The sequence below is a fragment of the Pseudomonas sp. FSL R10-0056 genome (assembly GCF_009600105.1).
Classification (GTDB): domain Bacteria; phylum Pseudomonadota; class Gammaproteobacteria; order Pseudomonadales; family Pseudomonadaceae; genus Aquipseudomonas; species Aquipseudomonas bubulae.
Window position 1 is genome coordinate 83,439 of sequence record NZ_WIWL01000226.1, and the last position, 22,018, is coordinate 105,456.

Here is a 22,018-nt window from a genome sequence, read left to right on the forward strand (position 1 = left end):
GACGCCTGCGCAAGCGGCGTGATTTGAAAAAGCCTCCTTCGGGAGGCTTTTTTGTGGGCGCCGTCTTACACAAGCATCGGATCAGAGCTTCTGGATTCGTGCCTGCACCTGACAGCCACCCTGCTGAGTGACCGGTAGTTTGTCGCCACTCAACCAATGGAGACTGACATGCACCCCTTACTCGCCCTCAAAACCCTGCTGCTGGCATGCGCCTGCCTGCTCATGCTGGGCTGCAACAGTTCACCCACTGCGGTAACGGTCGAACAACTGCTCAAGACAGGCCAATCCTGGACAGGCACCCCTTACACCTGGCCGGACGGCAAGCCGGAATTCACCGTGGTCAAAATCACGCTCCCGGCCAACACCGCACTGAAATGGCACACGCACCCCATGCCCAATATCGCCTACGTGGTCGCTGGCGAACTGCTGGTCGAAACCGAAGACGGCATGCACAAAACCACGCTCAAACCTGGCCAGGTACTGCCCGAGATGGTCAATACTTCCCATCGAGGCACCAGCGGCAAGGCCCCGGTAGAACTGATCGTGTTCTATGCAGGCACGCCCGGCATGCCGCTGTCCCATTAACCACGCAAGGCCCGTAGCAGGTACCGGAAGCTGCGTTCGAAACGCAAAACGGTGGTCACCTCAGAGTGGGCGCTGCCTGTGTCGCATCGCGCACTCGGGGCTTATGACCGATGTGCGCTCGAACGCGGCACACAACCTCTGGCTGCACCCATAGCAAATATCCCGCGCACATTTTCAGGCAACTGAATCCATTCATCTAAATTGCACTATATTGGTGCGACTATAGTTTGATAGTGCACTTACCAGCCCAATTTGGTTCATAAACACTCGCATGCCGGGCTGCGGCGATATGCGCCCAGCTTGTAAACGCCTATTTCAGGGGAGCGACGCTTCTTTTCGGAGCCTTGGTTTGGTTTTTGCATTTTCCTTGCACCAGCGCTTCACCGCGCACGCAATCCGGGATCGGCCCATGACCATCAGTGACGCCCTGCACCGACTGTTACTCGACAACCTGACCACTGCCACGCTTTTACTCAATGCTGATTTGCGCCTTGAGTACATGAACCCGGCGGCAGAGATGCTGTTGGCGATCAGCGGTCAACGCAGTCACGGCCAGTTCATCAGCGAGCTCTTTACGGAGTCCACCGAGGCTCTGCACTCGCTGCGCCAGGCAGTTGAGCAAGCGCACCCGTTTACCAAACGCGAAGCCATGCTGACCTCGCTGACGGGCCAGAACCTGACGGTGGACTATGCCGTAACGCCCATCTTGAGCAATGGCGGCACCATGCTGTTGCTTGAGGTACACCCCCGCGACCGTCTGCTGCGCATCACCAAAGAAGAAGCCCAGCTGTCCAAGCAAGAAACCAGCAAGATGCTGGTGCGCGGCCTGGCCCACGAGATAAAGAACCCTCTGGGAGGCATTCGCGGTGCGGCCCAGCTGTTGGCCCGGCAATTGCCCGACGAAAACCTGCGCGACTACACCAACGTCATCATCGAAGAAGCAGATCGCCTGCGTAATCTGGTCGACCGGATGCTGGGTTCCAACAAACTGCCGTCGCTGGCCATGACCAACGTCCACGAAGTACTGGAGCGCGTGTGCAACCTGGTCGAGGCCGAGACCCAGGGCAGCATCACTTTGGTGCGTGACTATGACCCCAGCCTGCCTGACCTGCTGATCGACCGTGAACAGATGATCCAGGCAGTACTCAATATCGTGCGCAACGCCATGCAGGCCATCGGCAGCCAGAATGAGCTGCGCCTGGGCCGCATCAGCCTGCGCACCCGCGCCATGCGCCAGTTCACCATTGGCCACATACGCCACCGGCTGGTGACAAAAATCGAAATTATCGACAACGGCCCGGGCATACCGTTCGAGCTGCAAGACACCCTGTTTTTCCCGATGGTCAGCGGCCGCCCGGACGGTACCGGGCTTGGCCTGGCCATCACGCAAAACATCATCAGTCAGCACCAGGGGTTGATCGAGTGTGAAAGCCACCCCGGCCACACACTCTTCTCGATCTTTCTACCACTGGAACAAGGAGCCGCATCGACATGAGCCGAAGTGAAACCGTGTGGATCGTCGACGACGACCGTTCAATCCGCTGGGTACTGGAAAAAGCCTTGCAACAGGAAGGCATGACCACACAAAGTTTCGACAGTGCCGATGGGGTCATGAGCCGACTGGCTCGCCAACAGCCTGACGTGATCATTTCCGATATCCGCATGCCCGGCTCCAGCGGTCTGGACCTGCTCGCCAAAATCCGCGAACAGCACCCGCGCCTGCCGGTCATCATCATGACCGCTCATTCCGATCTGGACAGCGCGGTAGCGTCCTATCAGGGCGGCGCATTCGAATACCTGCCCAAGCCGTTTGATGTCGATGACGCCGTGTCTCTGGTCAAGCGCGCCAACCAGCACGCCCAGGAACAGCAAGGCCTGGCCGTGGCGCCGACGCTGGCCCCGACGCCGGAAATCATCGGCGAAGCCCCGGCGATGCAAGAGGTGTTTCGTGCCATTGGCCGCCTGAGCCACTCCAACATCACGGTGCTGATCAACGGTGAATCAGGTACCGGCAAAGAGCTGGTGGCCCACGCCCTGCACCGCCACAGCCCGCGGGCCGCGTCGCCATTTATCGCATTGAACATGGCTGCGATCCCCAAGGACCTCATGGAATCCGAGCTATTCGGCCATGAAAAAGGCGCTTTCACTGGCGCTGCAAACCTGCGCCGGGGCCGTTTTGAGCAGGCCGATGGCGGCACCCTGTTCCTCGATGAGATCGGCGACATGCCGGCGGACACCCAAACCCGGTTGCTGCGGGTACTGGCCGATGGCGAGTTCTACCGGGTTGGCGGGCACACGCCGGTCAAGGTCGATGTTCGCATCATCGCAGCCACACACCAGAACCTTGAAACCCTGGTGCAGGCCGGCAAGTTTCGTGAAGACCTGTTCCACCGTCTGAACGTAATCCGCATCCACATTCCGCGCCTGTCAGACCGCCGCGAAGACATCCCGACCCTGGCCCGGCACTTTCTCAGCAGCGCCGCGCAAGAACTGTCCGTAGAGCCAAAACTGCTCAAGGCCGAGACCGAGCAGTACCTGAAAAACCTGCCCTGGCCAGGCAACGTGCGCCAGCTGGAGAACACCTGCCGCTGGATCACGGTGATGGCTTCGGGTCGCGAAGTGCATATCGGCGACCTGCCTCCCGAGTTGCTCAACCTGCAACAGGACGCCTCCCCTGTCACCAACTGGGAGCAGGCACTGCGCCAGTGGGCTGACCAGGCGCTGGGGCGTGGCCAGTCCAACCTGCTCGACAGTGCAGTGCCGACCTTTGAGCGGATCATGATCGAGACGGCGCTCAAGCACACCGCAGGCCGCCGTCGCGACGCTGCCGTGCTGTTGGGCTGGGGCCGCAATACCTTGACCCGCAAGATCAAGGAACTGGGCATGAAGATCGATGGCGACGAGGATGAGGGCGACGAGGCTTGAAGCCGTTCAAAAGCGCCCTCACCCAACCCTCTCCCGGAGGGAGAGGGAGCTGATGGGTGGTGTTTCATAAATCTGCTTTTGCCTTTAGTCCCCTTTCCCTGCGGAAGAGGGTTAGGGGCTCTTGATCTGACCGCACCACCCTCAAGCAACCCGCCCCAATATCGTGCACAGCTCTAGCTCAAGGGTTTTCGCCAAACCCGGGAACAAAATCAGCCCCCAAACAAAAGCCCCGAATTCCGGGGCTTTTGCGTACTCAAGGGGCAATTTTTACAAAAAATCAAAAACTGGCACGCGCCCTGCAATACCTATTACACGCAACACCGCTTTAGGGGACCTTGATACAGGCAGGTCAAGACTCCCCACTTTTACACCGCAGCCTTGATGCCTTTTGCATCAACGCGCACAGCGCTTTTGGGGAACCCGGTACAGGCAGGCTGGAATTCCCTCTTTTATTACTCTCGCAGGTTTACCTGCAACCGCCAGCGTCCATCTTGCGACGCCCCGGCCCAGTCGCCCTTCAAGGCACGGGCCGCCACCAGGGTCAGCAGCAACCCGCCATCCGTATCACGCACCCGCCAGTTCACGCTCTTGCCGTTAAACGTCAACTGGCCGCTCTGCACCTTGCCCCTGGCATCAAACAGCAACCCCAGCGTGCCGTCGACCAGCTCACCATGCAGCTTGGGCTCGGCGCTGAACCACACCACCAGGCCCCCGGGCAGCACGTCCACCTGCTGCAGCTCCACAGGGGTTGGCGCGGTCAATCGACCGATCATCATCCCCACCATCACACCGACTATCGCCAAAGAACCTAAAACCCGTGGCCATAGTTTCGGTCGCGGGTCCTCTTCAAGCGTAGAATGCTGTCCATCTTTAAGTTCGGAGCCGTGCATGTTTCACGTCATCCTTTTTCAACCAGAAATTCCGCCGAATACCGGCAACATTATCAGGCTGTGCGCCAACAGCGGCTGCCACCTGCATTTGATCGAGCCTATCGGTTTTGAGCTGGACGACAAGCGCTTGCGCCGTGCCGGGCTCGATTACCACGAGTATGCGCCGCTCAAGCGTCATGCCGACCTGGCCAGTTGCCTGGAAAGCCTGGGCCATCCGCGCCTGTTCGCCTTTACCACCAAAGGCTCCAGGCCGTTTCACGACGTGCAGTTTGCCGAGGGCGATGCTTTTCTCTTCGGCCCTGAAAGCCGTGGCCTGCCGCCCGAAGTGCTCGACAGCCTGGACGGCGAGCACCGCCTGCGCCTGCCTATGCGCGAAGGCTGCCGCAGCCTGAATCTGTCTAACACCGTAGCGGTCGCCGTGTATGAGGCCTGGCGCCAGCTAGGCTTCAAGTAAACACACACCCTGTGGGAGCGGGCTTGCCCGCGATGAAAGCTACGCGATGTACCTGTTGCACCGCAGCGATTCAATCGCGAGCAAGCCCGCTCCCACACACAAAAAAAGCGCCCTCAGGCGCTTTTTTTTGGCAATCGGCTGTTTATTGAACAGTCGGGCTGCCTTCTTCCTGCATGCGCTGCAGTTCTTGCGCGTACAGGGCATCGAAGTTCACCGGAGCCAGCATCAACGCAGGGAACGAGCCACGTGTCACCAGGCTGTCCAGGGTTTCGCGGGCATACGGGAACAGGATGTTCGGGCAGAACGCGCCCAGAGTGTGGTTCATCGACGCTGGATCAAGGTTTTTGATCAGGAAGATGCCAGCCTGTTGCACTTCAGCAATAAAAGCCACTTCGTCGCCGTTTTTAACGGTAACCGACAGGGTCAGAACCACTTCGTGGAAGTCGCCTTCCAGCGGCTTTTGACGGGTGTTCAGGTCCAGGCCAACGCTCGGTTCCCACTGCTGGCGGAAGATCGCCGGGCTTTTCGGCGCTTCGAACGACAGGTCACGCACGTAGATGCGCTGCAGGGAGAATTGTGGAGCGGTGTCTTCATCGCTAACAGCAGCGGTGTTCTGTTGGTCAGTCATCACAGATCCTTGTTGATCTTGGGGCTTATAGAGAATGAGAGTCAGACGTTCAGCAGCGCATCCAATTTACCTGCGCGCTCCAGAGCAAACAGGTCATCGCATCCGCCAACATGCTTGTCGCCAATCCAGATTTGCGGAACCGACGTGCGGCCTGCCTTCTGAGCCATCTCGGCACGTACCTGTGGCTTGCCGTCGACTTTGATCTCTTCGAAGGCAATACCCTTGTTCTCAAGCAGAGCCTTGGCACGCATGCAATAAGGGCAATAGTCGCTGGAGTAAACGATGACCTTGGACATAGTTACTTCACCACTGGCAGGTTGTCAGCGCGCCAGCTGGAAATGCCGCCAGACAGCTTGGCAGCATTGTAACCAGCCTTGAGCAGCTCACGGGCATGGCCGCCCGAGTGCTGGCCGGCAGCGTCTACCAGAATGATGGTCTTGCCCTTGTGCTTGTCCAGCTCGGCAATGCGCGCCATCAGTTTGTCTTGCGGGATATTAATAGCACCCACGATGTGGCCGGCGGCAAAATCCTTGGCCGGGCGAATATCAATCACCACACCTTCGTCGCGATTGACCAGGCCGGTCAGTTCGCCCGTGCTGATGCTGCGCCCGCCACGGCTCATCTCGTGGGCGATCAACAGCGCCAGCAGGATGACAAACGCGCCTACAAGCAGGTAGTGGGAAGTCGCAAATGCAATCAGGTGCTCAACCATCAGAAGGTTCCAGGGTCGTAAAATGTGGGCCAGTATACACAGCCACCTTGGTCGGCCAAACCCCGCCCGGCGGTGACGCCACATGAACTTCGCTTTAAACTGCGCGTCCTCTGTATACCTTCTTATAAACCAGCCACGAGTGGGATCTATGACTACCACGCCTAAACCTTTGGTCCTGATCATCCTGGATGGCTTCGGTCACAGTGAAAGTCACGAATACAACGCCGTTTATTCGGCCAAGAAACCGGTGCTGGATCGTCTTTGCGCGAGCATGCCGAACGGCCTGATCTCGGGTTCGGGCATGGATGTCGGGCTGCCTGACGGCCAGATGGGCAACTCCGAGGTCGGCCACATGAACCTGGGCGCCGGCCGCGTGGTGTATCAGGATTTCACCCGTGTCACCAAATCCATCCGCGATGGCGAGTTCTTTGAAAACCCGACCATTTGCGCCGCGGTCGACAAGGCCGTGGCTGCAGGCAAGGCCGTGCACATCCTGGGCCTGCTGTCCGATGGTGGTGTTCACAGCCATCAGGACCACCTGATCGCAATGGCCGAGCTGGCATTCAAGCGCGGCGCAGAAAAAATCTACCTGCACGCCTTCCTTGATGGCCGCGACACCCCGCCAAAAAGTGCCTCATCTTCCATTGAACTGCTGGACGAAGCGTTCAAGGACCTGGGCAAAGGCCGTATCGCCAGCCTGATCGGCCGTTACTTCGCCATGGACCGTGACAATCGCTGGGACCGCGTAGAGCAGGCCTACAACCTGATCGTCGACGGCAAGGGCGAGTTCAACGCCGCTACCGCCCAGGAAGGCCTGGAAGCTGCCTACGCACGTGGCGAAAGCGACGAATTCGTCAAAGCCACGACCATCGGCGAGCCGGTGAAAGTGGAAGACGGCGACGCCGTGGTCTTTATGAACTTCCGCGCCGACCGCGCCCGCGAGCTGACCCGTGTATTCGTTGAAGATGATTTCAACGCCTTCGCCCGCGCCCGCCAGCCAAAACTGGCCGGTTTCGTGATGCTGACCCAATACGCTGCCAGTATCCCGGCACCCAGCGCATTCGCGCCCGGCAGCCTGGAAAACGTACTGGGCGATTACCTGGCCAAAAACGGCAAAACCCAGTTGCGCATTGCAGAAACCGAGAAGTATGCCCATGTGACCTTCTTCTTCTCGGGCGGCCGTGAAGAGCCGTTCCCGGGTGAAGAGCGCATTCTGGTGCCGTCGCCGAAAGTCGCCACCTACGACCTGCAACCGGAAATGAGCGCCCCCGAAGTCACCGACCATATCGTCGATGCCATCGAAAACCAGCGTTATGACGTGATCGTGGTCAACTACGCCAATGGCGACATGGTTGGCCACAGCGGCGTATTCGACGCAGCCGTCAAGGCAGTTGAATGCCTGGATGCCTGCGTGGGCCGTATCGTGGAAGCACTGGACAAGGTCGGCGGCGAAGCCCTGATCACCGCTGACCACGGCAACGTGGAGCAGATGGAAGACGAGTCCACAGGCCAGGCGCATACCGCCCACACCTGTGAGCCCGTGCCGTTTATCTATGTAGGAAAGCGCTCGCTCAAAGTTCGCGAAGGCGGCGTGCTGGCCGACGTGGCACCCACCATGCTCAAACTGCTGGGGCTGCCACAGCCGCAAGAGATGACCGGCAAATCGATTCTGGTCGACGCTTAAAACAACGCAATGCCTGTGGGAGCGGGCTTGCTCGCGATACCGGCGACGCGGTGCATCAGGCATTGCGTGGTGATGCTATCGCGAGCAAGCCCGCTCCCACAGGATCAACGGCTACAATTTCACCTTCATCCATTTCTTATAGGTGACGAGGGCGGGCATACTAGGCCGTCCCGTTCCCCAGGTGTCGCCCGCCCCATGCTTCGCGCCCTTATAGCCTTGACCCTCGCATGCATGCTCCAACCGGCGTTTGCCGACGAGCGCGCGCAAACCCAACAGCAGCTGGATGCCACGCGCCAGGATATCAGCGAGCTGAAAAAGCTCCTGGGCAAGCTGCAGGAAGAAAAGTCCGGCGTGCAGAAAGACCTTCGCGGTACCGAAACCGAAATCGGCAAGCTGGAGAAGCAGGTTGAAACCCTGCAACAAGAACTAAAAAAGAGTGAAGGCGAGCTGCTGCGCCTAGATAGCGAGAAAAAAAAACTCCACAGCGCAAAACTTGAACAGCAACGCCTGATCGCCATTCAGGCCCGCGCCGCCTATCAGGGTGGGCGTCAGGAATACCTGAAGATGCTGCTCAACCAGCAAAACCCCGAGAAGTTCGCCCGAACCCTCACTTATTACGACTACTTGAGCGAAGCCCGTCTGGCCCAGCTCAAAGGCTTCAACGAGACACTGCGCCAACTGGCCAATGTCGAGGCCGATATCAACTTGCAGCAAGCGCAATTGCTGACCCAGAAAAGCAGCCTGGACACCCAGCGCGCCGAGCTCGACAAGGTGCGTGCAGAGCGCCAGCAAGTGCTGGCCAAGCTCAATACCGACGTAAAGGACCGCGACCAGAAGTTGCAGGCCCGCGAGCAGGATCAGGCCGATCTGGCGAAAGTCCTCAAGACCATCGAAGAAACCCTCGCCCGCCAGGCCCGCGAAGCCGAGCAGGCGCGGCAAAAAGCCCTGATTGCGCAGCAGGAAGCCGAGAAAAAACGCCAGCGCGAGGCTGCATCGGTCGTTACCGATGCCCCGCGAAAACCGGTGCAATCTACACCGGGGCCATTGGTCTCCAGCGCAGGTGCGTCTTACGGCGGTGCTTTTTCTCAAGCCCGGGGCAAACTTCCATGGCCAGTTGATGGTCGACTGCTTGCACGTTTCGGTGAAACCCGTGGCGACGACTCGCGCACCAAGTGGGACGGCGTGATGATCAGCGCCGGTGCCGGCACCCAGGTACACGCCGTACACGGCGGGCGCGTGGTGTTTGCCGACTGGCTGCGCGGTGCAGGCCAACTGGTGATTCTGGACCACGGTAATGGTTTCTTAAGCTTGTATGGCCACAATCAGACGTTGCTCAAGTCTGCCGGCGACGTTGTAAAAGCCGGCGAGGTAATTTCCACCGTGGGCAACAGCGGTGGTCAGGCCACGCCAGCACTGTATTTTGCTATTCGTCAGCAGGGACGCCCAAGCGACCCTGCACAATGGTGTCGCACTCAGGGATGAGTCCATCACCTTTAATACGTAGGAGTTCGCTCAACATGCCGCATTTGTCCCGCCTCAACTCGCTGGCCCTGACGATCGCTCTGCTGATCGGCTCGCCATTGGCATTTGCTGCCGAGCCGAGCATTCCGCCAGCCGGGGCTGCTACCAGCGCCAAGGCACCGCTGCCTCTGGAAGAGCTGCGCACATTTGCCGAGGTCATGGATCGGATCAAGGCCGCCTATGTTGAGCCGGTAGACGACAAAACCCTGCTGGAGAATGCCATCAAGGGCATGCTCAGCAACCTCGACCCGCATTCTGCCTACCTGGGGCCGGAAGATTTCGCCGAGCTGCAGGAAAGCACCAGCGGCGAATTTGGCGGGTTGGGCATTGAAGTCGGCACTGAAGACGGCAACATCAAGATCGTCTCGCCGATCGACGACACCCCTGCCAGCAAAGCCGGCATCCAGGCCGGTGACTTAATCGTCAAGATCAATGGTCAGCCCACCCGTGGCCTGAGCATGACCGAGGCCGTAGACAAAATGCGCGGCAAGATCGGTCAGAAAATCACCCTGACCCTGGTACGCAACGGTGGCGCACCGTTTGACGTAACCCTGACCCGGGCCAATATCCAGGTCAAGAGCGTCAAGGCCCAGCTGCTTGAAGACGGCTACGGCTACATCCGCATTACCCAGTTCCAGGTCAAGACTGGCGAAGAAGTGGCCGCTGCGCTGTCCAAACTGCGCAGGGAAAACGGCAACAAGCGCCTCAAGGGCATCATCCTTGACCTGCGCAACAACCCGGGCGGCGTGCTGCAGTCGGCAGTTGAAGTGGTAGACCATTTCATCACCAAAGGTCTGATCGTCTATACCAAGGGCCGTATCGCCAACTCTGAGCTGCGTTTCTCGGCTACCGGCAAGGATCTGAGCGAAGGCGTGCCATTGGTGGTACTGATCAACGGCGGCAGCGCCTCGGCGTCAGAGATCGTCGCCGGTGCCTTGCAGGATCAGAAGCGTGGTGTGGTGATGGGCACCACCAGCTTCGGTAAGGGCTCGGTGCAAACCGTACTGCCGTTGAACAATGACCGCGCGCTGAAGATCACCACGGCGCTGTACTTCACTCCGAACGGGCGCTCGATCCAGGCCCAGGGCATTGTTCCGGATATCGAAGTCAGCCGCGCCAGGATCACCCGCGAGCAAGACACCGAGTACTACAAAGAGGCCGACCTGCAAGGTCACCTCGGCAATGGTAACGGCGGTGCCGACAAGCCGACCGGCTCCGGCCCCAAAGCCAAGCCGATGCCCCAGGACGATGACTTCCAGCTGAGCCAGGCCCTGAGCCTGCTTAAAGGCTTGAGCATCACACGCGGCAACTGAGGTGCGTCTTTCCCTGGCCCTCACCCTGCTCTGCTGCCTGACCGGTACCGCCCACGCGGCACCGGTCAGCGCGCCCGCCACACCGCACAAGGCTTACCTGAGCCTGATTATCGATGACCTTGGGCAAAACCTGCCCCGGGACCGCCGCGTGCTGGCGCTGCCCGGCCCGGTCACCACCGCCGTGATGCCCGACACCCCCCATGCTGCCGAATTTGCCCGCGAAGCCCACAAGGCCGGCAAGATCGTCATTTTGCACATGCCAATGGACCCGGCCACCGGGCCCTTTGCCTGGCACCCGGACCTGCCTGTCGACGAACTTGAAAAGCGCCTCAACGCCGCGTTCAAGGCAGTGCCCTACACCAGCGGTATCAACAACCACATGGGCAGCCGCATGACCTCCCAGCCACAAGCGATGGCCTGGCTGATGGGCAACTTGCAGCAACGTCACAAATTCTTTGTCGACAGCCGCACCAGCGCGCAGACGGTCGCGGCGGCCGAGGCGCAAAAAATCGGCCTGGCCAGTGTTTCGCGGGATGTGTTTCTCGATGACGTACGTACCGAGCAGGCGATCACCACACAACTGCACACCGCGATCAATCTGGCGCGCAAGCAAGGTTCGGCGGTGATGATCGGCCATCCCTACCCGCAAACCCTCGCCGTGCTTGAACGGGAGCTGCCCAAGCTCAAGGCCCAGGGCATTGACTGGATCGATATCAGGCAAATGATCGGCGTGCGCAGCAACAAGGCGATGGCCGGGCATGGGAAGGATGGGGTTTATCGCTGAGACCCGTGCCATTTGTAGCCGCTGAGGAGCGCAGCCTTCGTTCCTCGTCAGCGGCTACACGCTCTGTGTGTTACAGGTACTTTGCGCGGATTTTCTCATCCACGCCTTCTGCCTTTAACTCATCCAGCGCCTTCTGCAACTTGCTCACCACCTCGTCCGGCACGTCTTTGTTCAGCGCCAAAAACAGCTCGGCCTGATTGAAACGCAACACCGTCTTGAACCCTGAAATCCCTACCTGACGCGCCAAAAATTGGCCAGCTGGAGCACCTGTGGCCCACAAGTCGATTTGCCCGGCCTGCAACTTGCGGGCGTTGTCCTGATCGCGCAGCACAATCACCGGCGCCAGCCCCTGCTTCTCTAGGGACAAGGCAATGGCGTCGCCCTTGTAAGCGCCCACCCGATACTGGCGGGCCTGTTCGAGGGACGTCAGGGTAATCGGGCTATCCCCTCGGGCCAGCAACACCCAGTCATCAGGACCAATAGGGCCGACCCATTTGAACAGCTTTTCACGCTCGGGCACGCGGGCGGTGACAAACACACCGTATCCGGGTTTTTCGAGGGCAAGGTGGTAGATACGCTCCCAAGGGAAACGCAGGGTCATGCTGTAGGGGATGCCGGCACGTTTAAAGGTTTCACGCAGGATATCGACGGCGATACCTTCAATATTATCGTTCTGCGCAAAATTCTTGCCGTTTTTGGCCATGTTGTACGGCGGGAAGTTTTCAGTCAGTAACACGATCGATGAGTTCGACGTATCAGCCGCAAAAGCGGTACTCGCCAGCCACATGGTGGAACTGACGAGAATAGGCACAAAGCGTTTAAACATGACAGGCGACCTGAATCCATGGCGTGCTCAAGAGTGCCGTGGGCACGCCATGCTGTCCAGTAGCCTTTGGCCTTAGCGAACCACGATTCCGCGCTCTGCCATGTACGCCTTGGCCTCTGGCACCGTGTATTCACCAAAGTGGAAAATACTCGCCGCCAGCACTGCACTGGCGTGACCTTCCAGAATGCCGTCAGCCAGATGCTGGAGGTTACCGACACCGCCCGAGGCAATCACCGGAATGCCCAGTGCATCACTGATTGCGCGGGTAACACCCAGATCGAAGCCATTTTTCATGCCGTCCTGATCCATGCTGGTCAACAGGATTTCGCCGGCGCCCAGGCCTTCCATCTTCATGGCCCACTCGACCGCGTCGAGCCCGGTTGGCTTGCGCCCGCCGTGGGTGAAAATTTCCCAGCGCGGGGTTTCGCCCGGCAAGGAGACTTTCTTGGCATCAATGGCGACCACAATGCACTGCGAGCCAAAATGTTGCGCCGCTTCGCCCACAAACTCCGGGTTAAACACCGCTGCGGTATTGATCGAGACTTTGTCGGCACCGGCATTGAGCAGGTTGCGTATGTCCTGGATGCAGCGCACCCCGCCACCTACGGTCAACGGGATAAACACCTGACTGGCCATGCGTTCGACTGTATGCAGCGTGGTGTCGCGCCCATCGACGCTGGCAGTGATATCGAGAAAGGTAATCTCGTCAGCACCCTGCTCATCGTAACGACGGGCGATCTCTACCGGGTCGCCAGCATCGCGAATGTTCTCGAACTTGACGCCCTTTACGACCCGGCCGTTATCCACGTCCAGGCAAGGGATGATGCGTTTGGCCAGCGCCATGGGTCTCTCCTCAGGCCTTGTAGCTGTCGCAGAAGGCTTGCGCCTCGGCCACATCCAGTGTGCCTTCATAGATGGCGCGACCGGTAATGGCGCCCACGATGCCCGGCGCCTTGGCGTCCATCAGGGCCTTGATGTCACCCAGGTTGTGGATGCCGCCCGAAGCGATCACCGGAATGCTGGTGGCAGCGGCCAATGCGGCGGTGTAGCTCACGTTGCAGCCCTGCATCATGCCGTCCTTGGCAATGTCGGTATAAACGATGGCCGACACGCCGTCTGCTTCAAATCGTTTGGCCAGATCGATGACCTGCACGGTGCTCACTTCAGCCCAGCCGTCAGTGGCCACAAAGCCGTCTTTTGCATCCATGCCGACAATGATCTTGCCCGGGAACGCGCGGCAGGCCTCGGCTACGAACTCAGGGTTTTTCACTGCCTTGGTGCCCAGGATCACATAGCTCACGCCCGCTTTGACGTAATGCTCGATGGTTTCCAGGGAGCGAATCCCGCCACCGATCTGGATCGGCAGGTGCGGGTACAGCTTGGCAATGGCAGTGACCACTTCGCCGTTGACCGGCTGGCCTTCAAAGGCGCCGTTGAGGTCGACCAGGTGCAGACGGCGGCAACCGCCCTCTACCCATTTGGCAGCCATGCTCACCGGGTCATCGGAAAATACCGTGGAGTCTTCCATGCGGCCCTGGCGCAGACGTACACAGGCACCGTCTTTAAGATCGATAGCGGGAATAATCAGCATGTGGCAAACCTTCAAATTCGGGAGTCTGAGACTCGGAAATCAGTTCTTCTCGAGCGCCCACAGGTCGCTTTCGATGCTCTCGAACCTCTCTTTGAGGTGCGCCTGCACATCGAAAATCGCCCGATTGTAGTAATGCGGGGCGATTTCGCGGGTGAACAGCTCAAGGATTTCAGCCGCCTCGAACGAACCCAGGTCCAGTTCGAAGCGGTCTTCCATAAAGCGTTTGATCTTGCTGTTGGCTTCGCTCTCTTGCTCAGGGGTGAGCGTGAGAATCGGCGGCTTTTTGCGCGGCGCCATTACCAGCGGCCATCCCAGGCCGCAAAGTTTTCCAGCAGCTGCAAGCCGTGGGTATGGCTTTTTTCCGGGTGGAACTGCACCGCGAAGCGCGAGCCCTCGGCCAGCGCTGCGGCGAAATCAACACCGTAATGCCCGCCACCGACTACCTGGCGAGGATTGCCCGCCGCAATGTAGTAGCTGTGTACAAAGTAGAAACGCGCCAGGTCGGGGATGCCGTGCCACAGCGGGTGATCGACTTTTTGCTGCACTTCGTTCCAGCCCATGTGCGGCACCTTGAGATGCTCGCCGTCTTCGTGCAGGTCCTTGCCGAAGAACTTCACGGCGCCCGGGAACAGGCCGATGCAATCAACACCGCCGTTCTCTTCGCTACTGTCGAGCAAGGCTTGCATGCCGACACAAATACCGAGAAACGGACGATCCTGACTGACTTCACGCACCAGCGAGTCAAAACCCAGGCGACGGATTTCGGCCATGCAATCGCGGATCGCACCCACACCCGGGAACACTACGCGGTCGGCTTCGCGAATCACGCTGGCATCGCTGGTAATCAGCACCCGACCGGCGCCAACGTGCTCCAGCGCCTTGGCCACCGAGTGCAGGTTACCCATGCCGTAATCGATTACCGCCACTGTCTGCATCAGAGCACGCCCTTGGTAGAAGGCATTTGCCCGGCCATCCGCTCATCCAGTGCAACGGCCATGCGCAGCGCGCGGCCGAAAGCCTTGAACACGGTTTCGATCTGGTGGTGGGTGTTGGTGCCGCGCAGGTTGTCGATGTGCAGGCTGACATTGGCGTGGTTCACGAAGCCCTGGAAGAACTCCTGAAACAGGTCAACATCGAAGCCGCCGACGGTGGCGCGGGTGTAGGGAACATGCATTTGCAGACCAGGACGACCGGAAAAGTCAATGACCACACGGGACAGCGCTTCGTCCAGCGGGACGTAAGCGTGACCGTAGCGGGTCATGCCTTTTTTATCGCCGACTGCTTCGCTGAAGGCTTTACCCAGGGTAATGCCGACATCCTCGACGGTATGGTGATCGTCGATATGCAGGTCGCCTTTGCACTCGATGTCCAGGTCGATCAACCCATGTCGGGCGATCTGGTCGAGCATGTGCTCAAGAAAAGGAACACCGATATCGAATCGGGCCTTACCGGTACCATCCAAGTTGATCGAGGCTTTAATCTGGGTTTCCAGAGTATCGCGCTCGACTGACGCCTTACGTTCGGCCATCACCAGCTCCGCAAAATCATTGGGCGAAAAAGGTGGCCATTATAGGCACGGGTCAGGCAAACAGAAACATTAAGGGTGCGGTGGCTGACGTAATGCGCGTTGACGCACAGGCCGCGCCGCCTGAATCGCGAGCAAGCCCGCTCCCACAGAGACGCAATCCGTCTGTGGGAGCGGGCTTGCTCGCGATGGCGTCAGCGCTGACTCAACACATCAATCAGTGAAACAACACCGCCGTCTTCTGCACCGTTACCCACACGCCCCACAACAAGGGGATGCCCACGGCCAGCCAGGCTGCAATCACCAATGGCTGACTGCCCGGTGCGGCTTTCCACTCCAGCGACGTACTGGCGTCCGCGCCCTTGTCGTGCCCCAGTGCCTGCTCGGCGGCCAGCTCGGCGTCGGTCATGAAGTATTTGTCGGCCACCGGGCGTACCAGCAGGTTGCAGATAAATCCCAACACCAGCAGACCGGCGAGGATGTACAAGGTGATGTCATACGCCGCCGCACGCTCCACCCCGATGCTCAACTGATACTCGCGCAGGTAGTTGACCAGCACCGGCCCCAGCACGCCCGCAGCCGCCCAGGCGGTCAGCAGGCGACCGTGGATCGCGCCGACCATCTGCGTACCGAACAGATCGGCCAGATACGCTGGCACTGTGGCAAACCCGCCGCCGTACATCGACAGAATGATGCAGAACGCCGCCACGAACAGCGATACGTTGCCCAGATGGCCCAGGTTCGGAATCATCGCGTACAGCGCAAAACCCAGGGCGAAGAACACAAAGTAGGTGTTTTTGCGGCCCAGGTAATCCGAGAACGATGCCCAGAAAAACCGCCCGCCAATATTGAACAGACTCAGCAAACCGGTGAACCCTGCTGCAATCGCGGCGATCTGCGCCAGCTGCGCTGCATCCAGCTGGCTGAAGGTCAGATCATTGCCCAGCAACTTGCCCGCGAAGACTTCCTGCAGCAATGGCGAGGCCATGCCCAAAATGCCGATACCGGCCGATACGTTAAGGCATAGAACCAGCCATACCAGCGCAAATTGCGGAGTTTTCCACGCCACACTTACGTGTACATGGCGCTGGGTGATCATCGCGTTGGCCGCTTTTTTTGCCGGCGCCTTCCAGCCCTCAGGCTTCCAGCCGGTCGGTGGTACGCGATAAGACAACGCGCCGCCGATCATGAACACAAAGTAAATCGCCGCCATGGCCACAAAGCTCTGCCACACGCCCACACCGTCCGGCCCGGCAAAATGGTTCATCAATGCGGCAGCCAACGGTGCGCCCACCATTGCCCCGCCACCAAAGCCCATGATCGCCATGCCCGTAGCCATGCCGCGCTTGTCCGGGAACCACTTGATCAGTGTCGACACCGGCGAGATATAACCCAGCCCCAGGCCGATACCGCCGATAACCCCAGAACCCAGCCACATCAGCCAGATCTGATGGGTATAAATACCCAATGCAGAAATCAGCAAACCGCCGCACCAGCACAAGGCCGACACCACACCGGCCTTGCGTGGCCCGGCATGCTCAAGCCAGCCGCCCCATACCGCGGCCGAGCAACCGAGGAAGATAAAGAACAGGGTGTAGATCCAGCCGAGCATCGAAATCGGCCAGTCGCATTGCGACGAGAACACTTGCGCGATAAAGCTCATGTCTGGCGCACAAGCCACAGGTGCAGTCACGCCCAGGGCTTTGGACAACGGCAGCCAGAACACCGAAAAGCCATAGGCCATGCCGATGCACAGATGGATGGCCAGAGCAGCTGGCGGCACCAGCCAGCGGTTGAAGCCGGGTTTGGCGATGATGCGCTCCTTGGACAGGAACGCAGGCGGCGAAGCAGAACTGCCCGCAGCAATGCTGATACTCATAGGTGTTTCCCCCAGGTAATGAAGTTATTTCCCCGGCACGCTCGCTCCCTGACTTTGGCGCTCTGTGGCACACAGTCGTTTTTATTGGATCGAGACGCGGCAATGTGCCGCAGAAGGCCCGAAAAACAAGCGAAGATTACCATTTGATCGCCAGCCTGGCCCTAACCTGATGTGGTCTTTGGCCAAGCAACTGATCCGCTACTATCCACCCCCCAGTCGGCGTGCGCGTGGCGCTATACTCTGCGGCTGAATTTAAAACTTACTCTCACACAGACTTACAAGGACTCGCCCATGAAAGCGTTCGGCAAAATCCTGGGTCTGGTGCTTCTCGGATTGTTGCTGATCATCGTGGCCCTGGGCTTTGCCCTCAGCCATCTGTTCGATCCCAACGACTATAAAGACGAGATCCGCCAGATAGCCCGTGACAAAGCCCACATTGAGCTGACCCTCAATGGCGACATCGGCTGGAGCCTCTTCCCCTGGCTTGGCCTGGAACTGCACGACGCCAGCGTTGCCACTCTCGCAGCGCCGACCCAGCCTTTCGCCGATCTTCAGATGCTCGGTCTGTCCGTGCGCGTACTGCCGCTGCTGCGCAAAGAAGTGCAGATGAGCGACGTGCGTGTCGAAGGCCTGAACCTGCGCCTGACCCGCGACAAGGACGGCCACGGCAATTGGCAGGACATCGGCAAGCCAGCCACCGCCGCCGCGCCAACCACCGGCACCGAGCCCGCTGCGAGCAACAAGCCTGAAAGCGCCGGCCAGCCCCTCAAGCTCGATATCGACAGCCTGACCGTGAACAACGCCCGGGTTGAATATAACGACGAGCAAAGCGGCAAGCAGTTCAGCGCCGAAAGCATCCAGCTGAGCACCGGCCCGGTTCACGAGGCTACCAGTATCCCGGTCAAGCTGACCGCCTTCCTGGGCACCAACCAGCCGGTGATGCGGGTCAAGACCGAAGTTGACGGCAAGTTGCGCTTTGACCGTGTACTCAAGCGCTATCAGTTTGAAGACATGAAGGTCACCGGCGAAGCCTCCGGTGAGCCGCTGCAGGGCAAGACCATGACGTTCGCCGCACAGGGGCAAATTCTGGTTGATCTGGCTGCGAACGTCGCCGAATGGAGCAGCCTGAAGATTTCAGCCAACCAGTTGCGCGCCCTGGGTGAGTTCAAGGCCAACAGCCTCGATACCACTCCGCAAATCAGTGGCGGCCTGTCGATTGCCCAGCTTGATCTGGCCCGGTTCCTCGACAGCATCGGCCACCCGCTACCTGCCATGGCGCCGAACAGCCTGAGCAAGGTCGAACTGGTCAGTCGCCTTTCGGGCACGCCCAGCAGCGTGACCTTTGACGAGCTGAACCTGAAAGTCGACGACAGCACCTTCACCGGCCTCGTGGCCATTGACGATTTCGCCAAACAAGCCGTACGTATTCAGCTCAAAGGCGACACATTCGACGCTGATCGCTACATGCCGCCCAAGTCGGCCGAAGCCAGCAGCGCCAGCGTTGCGCGCAAGGCTGAAGTACAGAGCAGCGAAGCCGGCGCCCTGGCCGCATCGGGCGACACGCCGCTGCCGGAGGCTCCGACCAAAAGCGGCTGGAGCACCGCCAGGATCATTCCGGTCACCCGCCTCAAGGCGCTCGACCTGAATGCTGATATCAGTTTTGGCCAACTGACCCTGAGCAAACTGCCGATACAAAACGCGGTGCTCAAGGCCAACAGCAAAGCCGGTGTCCTGACCCTGGAAAACCTCAGCGGCAACCTTTACAAAGGCAGCTTTGCCGCCAATGGCAGCCTGGACGTACAACCCATGCTACCGGTGGTTAAACTGCAGACCCGTATTACCAATGTGCCGGTGGATAAAATCCTGCAAAGCCAGGGGCAAAAACCACCGGTGACCGGTCTGCTGACCCTCAACAGCAACGTCACTGGCAGCGGCAACAGCCAGAGCGAGCTGATTTCCAGCCTCAACGGCACCGCCAGCTTTATGCTTAACGATGGTGTGCTGCTCAACGCCAACCTTGAGCAACAGCTGTGCAAGGGTATTTCGGTACTCAACCGCAAAACCCTGAGCGGCGCGCCCCTGGGCAAAGACACGCCATTCAAGGAGCTCAAGGGCACCCTGGTGTTCCGCAACGGCGTGGCCAGCAACCCGGACATGATCGTGCGCATCCCCGGCCTGAGCGTCAAAGGCGATGGCGACATCGACCTGCGCGTACTGGGCATGGATTACCGCATCGGCATCATCATCGAAGGCGACACCCGCGCCATGCCCGACCCGGCCTGCCAGGTCGGCAAGAACTTTGTCGGCATCGAGCTGCCATTACGCTGCCGTGGCCCGCTGGAGCTGGGGGCCAAGGCCTGCCGTCTGGACAAGGAAGGGCTGGGCAAGGTTGCCGCCAAAGTGGCGGGCAACAAGCTCACCGACAAACTTGAAGAGAAACTCGGCGACAAGGTCAGCCCCGAGCTCAAGAACGCGCTCAAAGGGCTGTTCAACCGATGAGAGATGAGCAGTTTTCAACCGCGGTGCTGGACTGGTATGACCAGCACGGTCGCCACGACCTGCCCTGGCAACAGGGCATCACCCCGTATCGGGTATGGGTCTCGGAAATCATGCTGCAGCAAACCCAGGTCAGTACCGTGCTGAACTACTTCGACCGTTTTATGGCTTCACTGCCGACGGTCGAGGCCCTGGCCGCTGCACCGGAAGACGAAGTACTGCACCTGTGGACCGGCCTGGGCTACTACACCCGTGCGCGCAACCTGCAAAAGACCGCCAAAATCGTTGTCGCCGAATATGACGGCCAATTTCCGCGGGATGTGGAAAAACTGGTCGAGTTACCCGGTATCGGTTTATCCACAGCCGGTGCGATTGCCAGCCTGAGCATGGGTCTGCGGGCGCCGATTCTGGACGGCAACGTCAAGCGGGTACTGGCGCGCTACACGGCGCAAGAGGGCTACCCCGGCGAGCCCAAGGTGGCCAAACAGCTGTGGGCCACTGCCGAGCGCTTCACCCCCCACGACCGCGTCAACGCCTACACCCAGGCGATGATGGACATGGGCGCCACGCTCTGCACCCGCAGCAAGCCCAGCTGCCTGTTGTGCCCGCTTGAAAGCGGCTGTGAAGCGCACTTGCTGGGCCTGGAAACCCGCTACCCGATCCCCAAACCGCGCAAGGTCATCCCGCAAAAGCGCACGCTGATGCCAATGCTGGCCAATGCCGGGGGCGAAATCCTGCTTTACCGCCGTCCGTCGACCGGCTTGTGGGGCGGCCTGTGGAGCCTGCCCGAGCTCGATGACCTGCAGGACATCGAGCATCTGGCGCTGCAACACTCGCTGGCCCTGGGCGCGCAACACGAACTGACCGGCCTGACCCATACCTTTAGCCATTTCCAACTGGCCATCGAACCCTGGCTGATCCACGTCAAGGAGTCCGGTCATCACGTGGCCGAGGCCGACTGGCTCTGGTATAACCTCGCCACCCCGCCGCGCCTGGGCCTTGCCGCCCCGGTCAAGAAGCTGCTCAAACGCGCAGCCGACCTATTGAACGCTGGAGAGACGTCATGACCCGCACCATCATTTGCCGCAAGTACAAAGAAGAACTGCCTGCCCTTGAGCGCGCTCCGTTTCCGGGCGCCAAAGGCCAGGACATTTTTGACCACGTTTCGGCCAAAGCCTGGGCTGACTGGCAAAAACACCAGACCCTGCTCATCAACGAAAAGCGCTTGAACATGATGAACGCCGAAGACCGTAAATATTTGCAGGGCGAAATGGACAAGTTCTTCAGCGGCGAGGAATACGCACAAGCCGAAGGCTACGTTCCGCCAACCGAATAAACCCCGGTTTTAAAGGCTTTGATCCGTAAGCGACGGTAATAATTAAATATTTTTCAAAAAAGTGTTTGACGGGTTATCGAAAAAGGCTTCTAATGCGCCCCGTTGCCCAGATAGCTCAGTCGGTAGAGCAGGGGATTGAAAATCCCCGTGTCGGCGGTTCGATTCCGTCTCTGGGCACCACATTCAGTTTTGATGTGGTGTTCACACCACGCCAAAACAAAGAAAACCCGCCTAGTGCGGGTTTTTTTTTGGCCGTTATTTATACCCGGCGGCGCCACCTCTCTTGGCGATTGCAAAGAGATGGGGTTCAATCCTCTCATCAGCCTGCAAAGGACACACCTTCATGTCATCGCCAAAAAAGCAGCAAAAAAACGCGCAGCGGGCCAAAACCAAGGCCAAGCAGAATCGCGTGGGCAAACCGGCCAAAGCCTCGGCTGGCGCCCTGATCGACAACCCGTTCGATGACGTGAAAATCGACCTCAGCACCTTCAACTTCCAGGACATCCTCGACAACGGTTTTGACCCCGCTGACTACGATGACCTGTTCCAGGCCATGAAAGCCGCCGAAGCCATCAACCTGCAAACCCTGTGTGCGGTATTCCTGCAGTACCCGGTACTGGAACTGGTGATCTCGGAAGAAGAGGAAGAGCCGGCCACCGATTTTCTGATGGGCTTGCTGATCGAATACCGCATTGCCGTACATGGCGATGACGAAGACAGCGCCGTGGCCTGGATCGAAACCCCGGCATTCCAGAAAGCCTACGTCGAAGCTTCGCGTCTGCTGACAGAACGCAACGCCCGGAGCGCACACTGACAGCAGCCCTGCCCGAACCTGTCAGCCGGGCGTTCACCGAGCCTGCTGCTGACGG

At 59.4% G+C, this 22,018-nt stretch carries 23 protein-coding genes and 1 tRNA gene; 13 read left to right on the forward strand and 11 right to left on the reverse strand.

Annotated elements, in window-relative coordinates; all coding sequences use genetic code 11:
- Positions 1 to 168 precede the first annotated feature (168 nt).
- The 3 genes from GHO42_RS22780 to ntrC all read left to right on the forward strand — a co-directional run bounded on the left by GHO42_RS22780 (position 169) and on the right by ntrC (position 3,510).
- Entirely contained in the window at positions 169 to 585 is a 417-nt protein-coding gene (locus GHO42_RS22780; RefSeq protein WP_095023767.1) for a cupin domain-containing protein, read from the forward strand.
- A 409-nt stretch (positions 586 to 994) separates the two neighbouring features.
- On the forward strand, positions 995 to 2,080 hold the full coding sequence (glnL, locus tag GHO42_RS22785; RefSeq protein WP_095000793.1) for a nitrogen regulation protein NR(II): 1,086 nt from the start codon (positions 995 to 997) through the stop codon (positions 2,078 to 2,080).
- Positions 2,077 to 3,510 carry a nitrogen regulation protein NR(I) gene (gene ntrC / locus GHO42_RS22790; RefSeq protein ID WP_088378458.1) on the forward strand — a complete coding sequence of 478 codons (1,434 nt, stop codon included), beginning with the start codon at positions 2,077 to 2,079 and terminating at the stop codon, positions 3,508 to 3,510. The genes glnL and ntrC overlap by 4 nt, the downstream gene beginning before the upstream one ends.
- A 452-nt stretch (positions 3,511 to 3,962) precedes the next feature.
- Here ntrC and GHO42_RS22795 read toward each other — a convergent pair whose 3' ends face one another.
- Positions 3,963 to 4,400 carry a hypothetical protein gene (locus tag GHO42_RS22795; RefSeq protein ID WP_095017754.1) on the reverse strand — a complete coding sequence of 146 codons (438 nt, stop codon included), beginning with the start codon at positions 4,398 to 4,400 and terminating at the stop codon, positions 3,963 to 3,965.
- Here GHO42_RS22795 and trmL point away from each other — a divergent pair.
- Positions 4,399 to 4,854 carry a tRNA (uridine(34)/cytosine(34)/5-carboxymethylaminomethyluridine(34)-2'-O)-methyltransferase TrmL gene (gene trmL, locus GHO42_RS22800; protein ID WP_095000791.1) on the forward strand — a complete coding sequence of 152 codons (456 nt, stop codon included), beginning with the start codon at positions 4,399 to 4,401 and terminating at the stop codon, positions 4,852 to 4,854. The genes GHO42_RS22795 and trmL overlap by 2 nt on opposite strands.
- Before the next feature lie 142 nt (positions 4,855 to 4,996).
- Here trmL and secB read toward each other — a convergent pair whose 3' ends face one another.
- From secB to GHO42_RS22815, 3 genes are read right to left on the reverse strand one after another with little or no spacing between them, the layout of a single operon-like run.
- Positions 4,997 to 5,482: a protein-export chaperone SecB gene (gene secB / locus GHO42_RS22805; protein ID WP_003438592.1), complete on the reverse strand. Its 486-nt coding sequence runs from the start codon at positions 5,480 to 5,482 to the stop codon at positions 4,997 to 4,999.
- 41 nt (positions 5,483 to 5,523) lie between these two features.
- Entirely contained in the window at positions 5,524 to 5,778 is a 255-nt protein-coding gene (gene grxC, locus GHO42_RS22810) for a glutaredoxin 3 (protein WP_095000790.1), read from the reverse strand.
- 2 nt (positions 5,779 to 5,780) lie between these two features.
- On the reverse strand, positions 5,781 to 6,194 hold the full coding sequence (locus GHO42_RS22815) for a rhodanese-like domain-containing protein (protein WP_086799305.1): 414 nt from the start codon (positions 6,192 to 6,194) through the stop codon (positions 5,781 to 5,783).
- A 148-nt stretch (positions 6,195 to 6,342) separates the two neighbouring features.
- On the opposite strand from GHO42_RS22815, the gene gpmI reads away from it, so the two are divergent.
- From gpmI to GHO42_RS22835, 4 genes are all read left to right on the forward strand, one after another.
- Complete coding sequence (gpmI, locus tag GHO42_RS22820) at positions 6,343 to 7,878, forward strand: 2,3-bisphosphoglycerate-independent phosphoglycerate mutase (protein ID WP_095017755.1); 1,536 nt, start codon at positions 6,343 to 6,345, stop codon at positions 7,876 to 7,878.
- 195 nt (positions 7,879 to 8,073) lie between these two features.
- A complete protein-coding gene (locus GHO42_RS22825) occupies positions 8,074 to 9,360 on the forward strand; it encodes a murein hydrolase activator EnvC (protein WP_095000788.1) in 1,287 nt (428 codons plus the stop codon).
- Between the two features lie 35 nt (positions 9,361 to 9,395).
- Positions 9,396 to 10,712, forward strand: a complete 1,317-nt coding sequence (locus tag GHO42_RS22830; protein ID WP_095000787.1) for a S41 family peptidase — start codon at positions 9,396 to 9,398, stop codon at positions 10,710 to 10,712.
- Position 10,713: 1 nt separating this feature from the next.
- The gene (locus GHO42_RS22835) at positions 10,714 to 11,496 is read left to right on the forward strand and encodes a divergent polysaccharide deacetylase family protein (RefSeq protein ID WP_095017756.1); all 783 of its coding nucleotides are present in this window, start codon (positions 10,714 to 10,716) and stop codon (positions 11,494 to 11,496) included.
- 70 nt (positions 11,497 to 11,566) lie between these two features.
- Here GHO42_RS22835 and GHO42_RS22840 read toward each other — a convergent pair whose 3' ends face one another.
- The 7 genes from GHO42_RS22840 to GHO42_RS22870 all read right to left on the reverse strand — a co-directional run bounded on the left by GHO42_RS22840 (position 11,567) and on the right by GHO42_RS22870 (position 17,317).
- Positions 11,567 to 12,322, reverse strand: coding sequence for an ABC transporter substrate-binding protein (locus tag GHO42_RS22840; protein WP_095000785.1), 756 nt, complete (start codon positions 12,320 to 12,322; stop codon positions 11,567 to 11,569).
- A 72-nt stretch (positions 12,323 to 12,394) separates the two neighbouring features.
- Positions 12,395 to 13,165, reverse strand: a complete 771-nt coding sequence (hisF, locus tag GHO42_RS22845) for an imidazole glycerol phosphate synthase subunit HisF (RefSeq protein WP_048383956.1) — start codon at positions 13,163 to 13,165, stop codon at positions 12,395 to 12,397.
- A 10-nt stretch (positions 13,166 to 13,175) separates the two neighbouring features.
- Positions 13,176 to 13,913, reverse strand: a complete 738-nt coding sequence (hisA, locus tag GHO42_RS22850; RefSeq protein WP_088378464.1) for a 1-(5-phosphoribosyl)-5-[(5-phosphoribosylamino)methylideneamino]imidazole-4-carboxamide isomerase — start codon at positions 13,911 to 13,913, stop codon at positions 13,176 to 13,178.
- Between the two features lie 39 nt (positions 13,914 to 13,952).
- A complete protein-coding gene (locus tag GHO42_RS22855) occupies positions 13,953 to 14,210 on the reverse strand; it encodes a DUF2164 domain-containing protein (RefSeq protein ID WP_016783110.1) in 258 nt (85 codons plus the stop codon).
- Positions 14,210 to 14,848: an imidazole glycerol phosphate synthase subunit HisH gene (gene hisH / locus GHO42_RS22860; protein ID WP_016783109.1), complete on the reverse strand. Its 639-nt coding sequence runs from the start codon at positions 14,846 to 14,848 to the stop codon at positions 14,210 to 14,212. The genes GHO42_RS22855 and hisH overlap by 1 nt, the downstream gene beginning before the upstream one ends.
- Complete coding sequence (gene hisB, locus GHO42_RS22865) at positions 14,848 to 15,441, reverse strand: imidazoleglycerol-phosphate dehydratase HisB (RefSeq protein WP_016783108.1); 594 nt, start codon at positions 15,439 to 15,441, stop codon at positions 14,848 to 14,850. The genes hisH and hisB overlap by 1 nt, the downstream gene beginning before the upstream one ends.
- A gap of 214 nt (positions 15,442 to 15,655) precedes the next feature.
- On the reverse strand, positions 15,656 to 17,317 hold the full coding sequence (locus GHO42_RS22870) for an OFA family MFS transporter (protein WP_095023763.1): 1,662 nt from the start codon (positions 17,315 to 17,317) through the stop codon (positions 15,656 to 15,658).
- A gap of 291 nt (positions 17,318 to 17,608) precedes the next feature.
- On the opposite strand from GHO42_RS22870, the gene GHO42_RS22875 reads away from it, so the two are divergent.
- The 5 genes from GHO42_RS22875 (at position 17,609) to GHO42_RS22895 (ending at position 21,963) form a co-directional block, all read left to right on the forward strand.
- On the forward strand, positions 17,609 to 19,816 hold the full coding sequence (locus GHO42_RS22875; protein WP_095023762.1) for an AsmA family protein: 2,208 nt from the start codon (positions 17,609 to 17,611) through the stop codon (positions 19,814 to 19,816).
- On the forward strand, positions 19,813 to 20,880 hold the full coding sequence (mutY, locus tag GHO42_RS22880; protein ID WP_095000781.1) for an A/G-specific adenine glycosylase: 1,068 nt from the start codon (positions 19,813 to 19,815) through the stop codon (positions 20,878 to 20,880). Before GHO42_RS22875 ends, mutY begins: the two co-directional genes overlap by 4 nt.
- Positions 20,877 to 21,149 carry an oxidative damage protection protein gene (locus tag GHO42_RS22885; protein WP_003438557.1) on the forward strand — a complete coding sequence of 91 codons (273 nt, stop codon included), beginning with the start codon at positions 20,877 to 20,879 and terminating at the stop codon, positions 21,147 to 21,149. Before mutY ends, GHO42_RS22885 begins: the two co-directional genes overlap by 4 nt.
- 104 nt (positions 21,150 to 21,253) lie before the next feature.
- Positions 21,254 to 21,329, forward strand: a tRNA-Phe gene (locus GHO42_RS22890).
- 163 nt (positions 21,330 to 21,492) lie between these two features.
- Positions 21,493 to 21,963, forward strand: a complete 471-nt coding sequence (locus GHO42_RS22895; RefSeq protein WP_095000780.1) for a hypothetical protein — start codon at positions 21,493 to 21,495, stop codon at positions 21,961 to 21,963.
- Positions 21,964 to 22,018 lie beyond the last annotated feature (55 nt).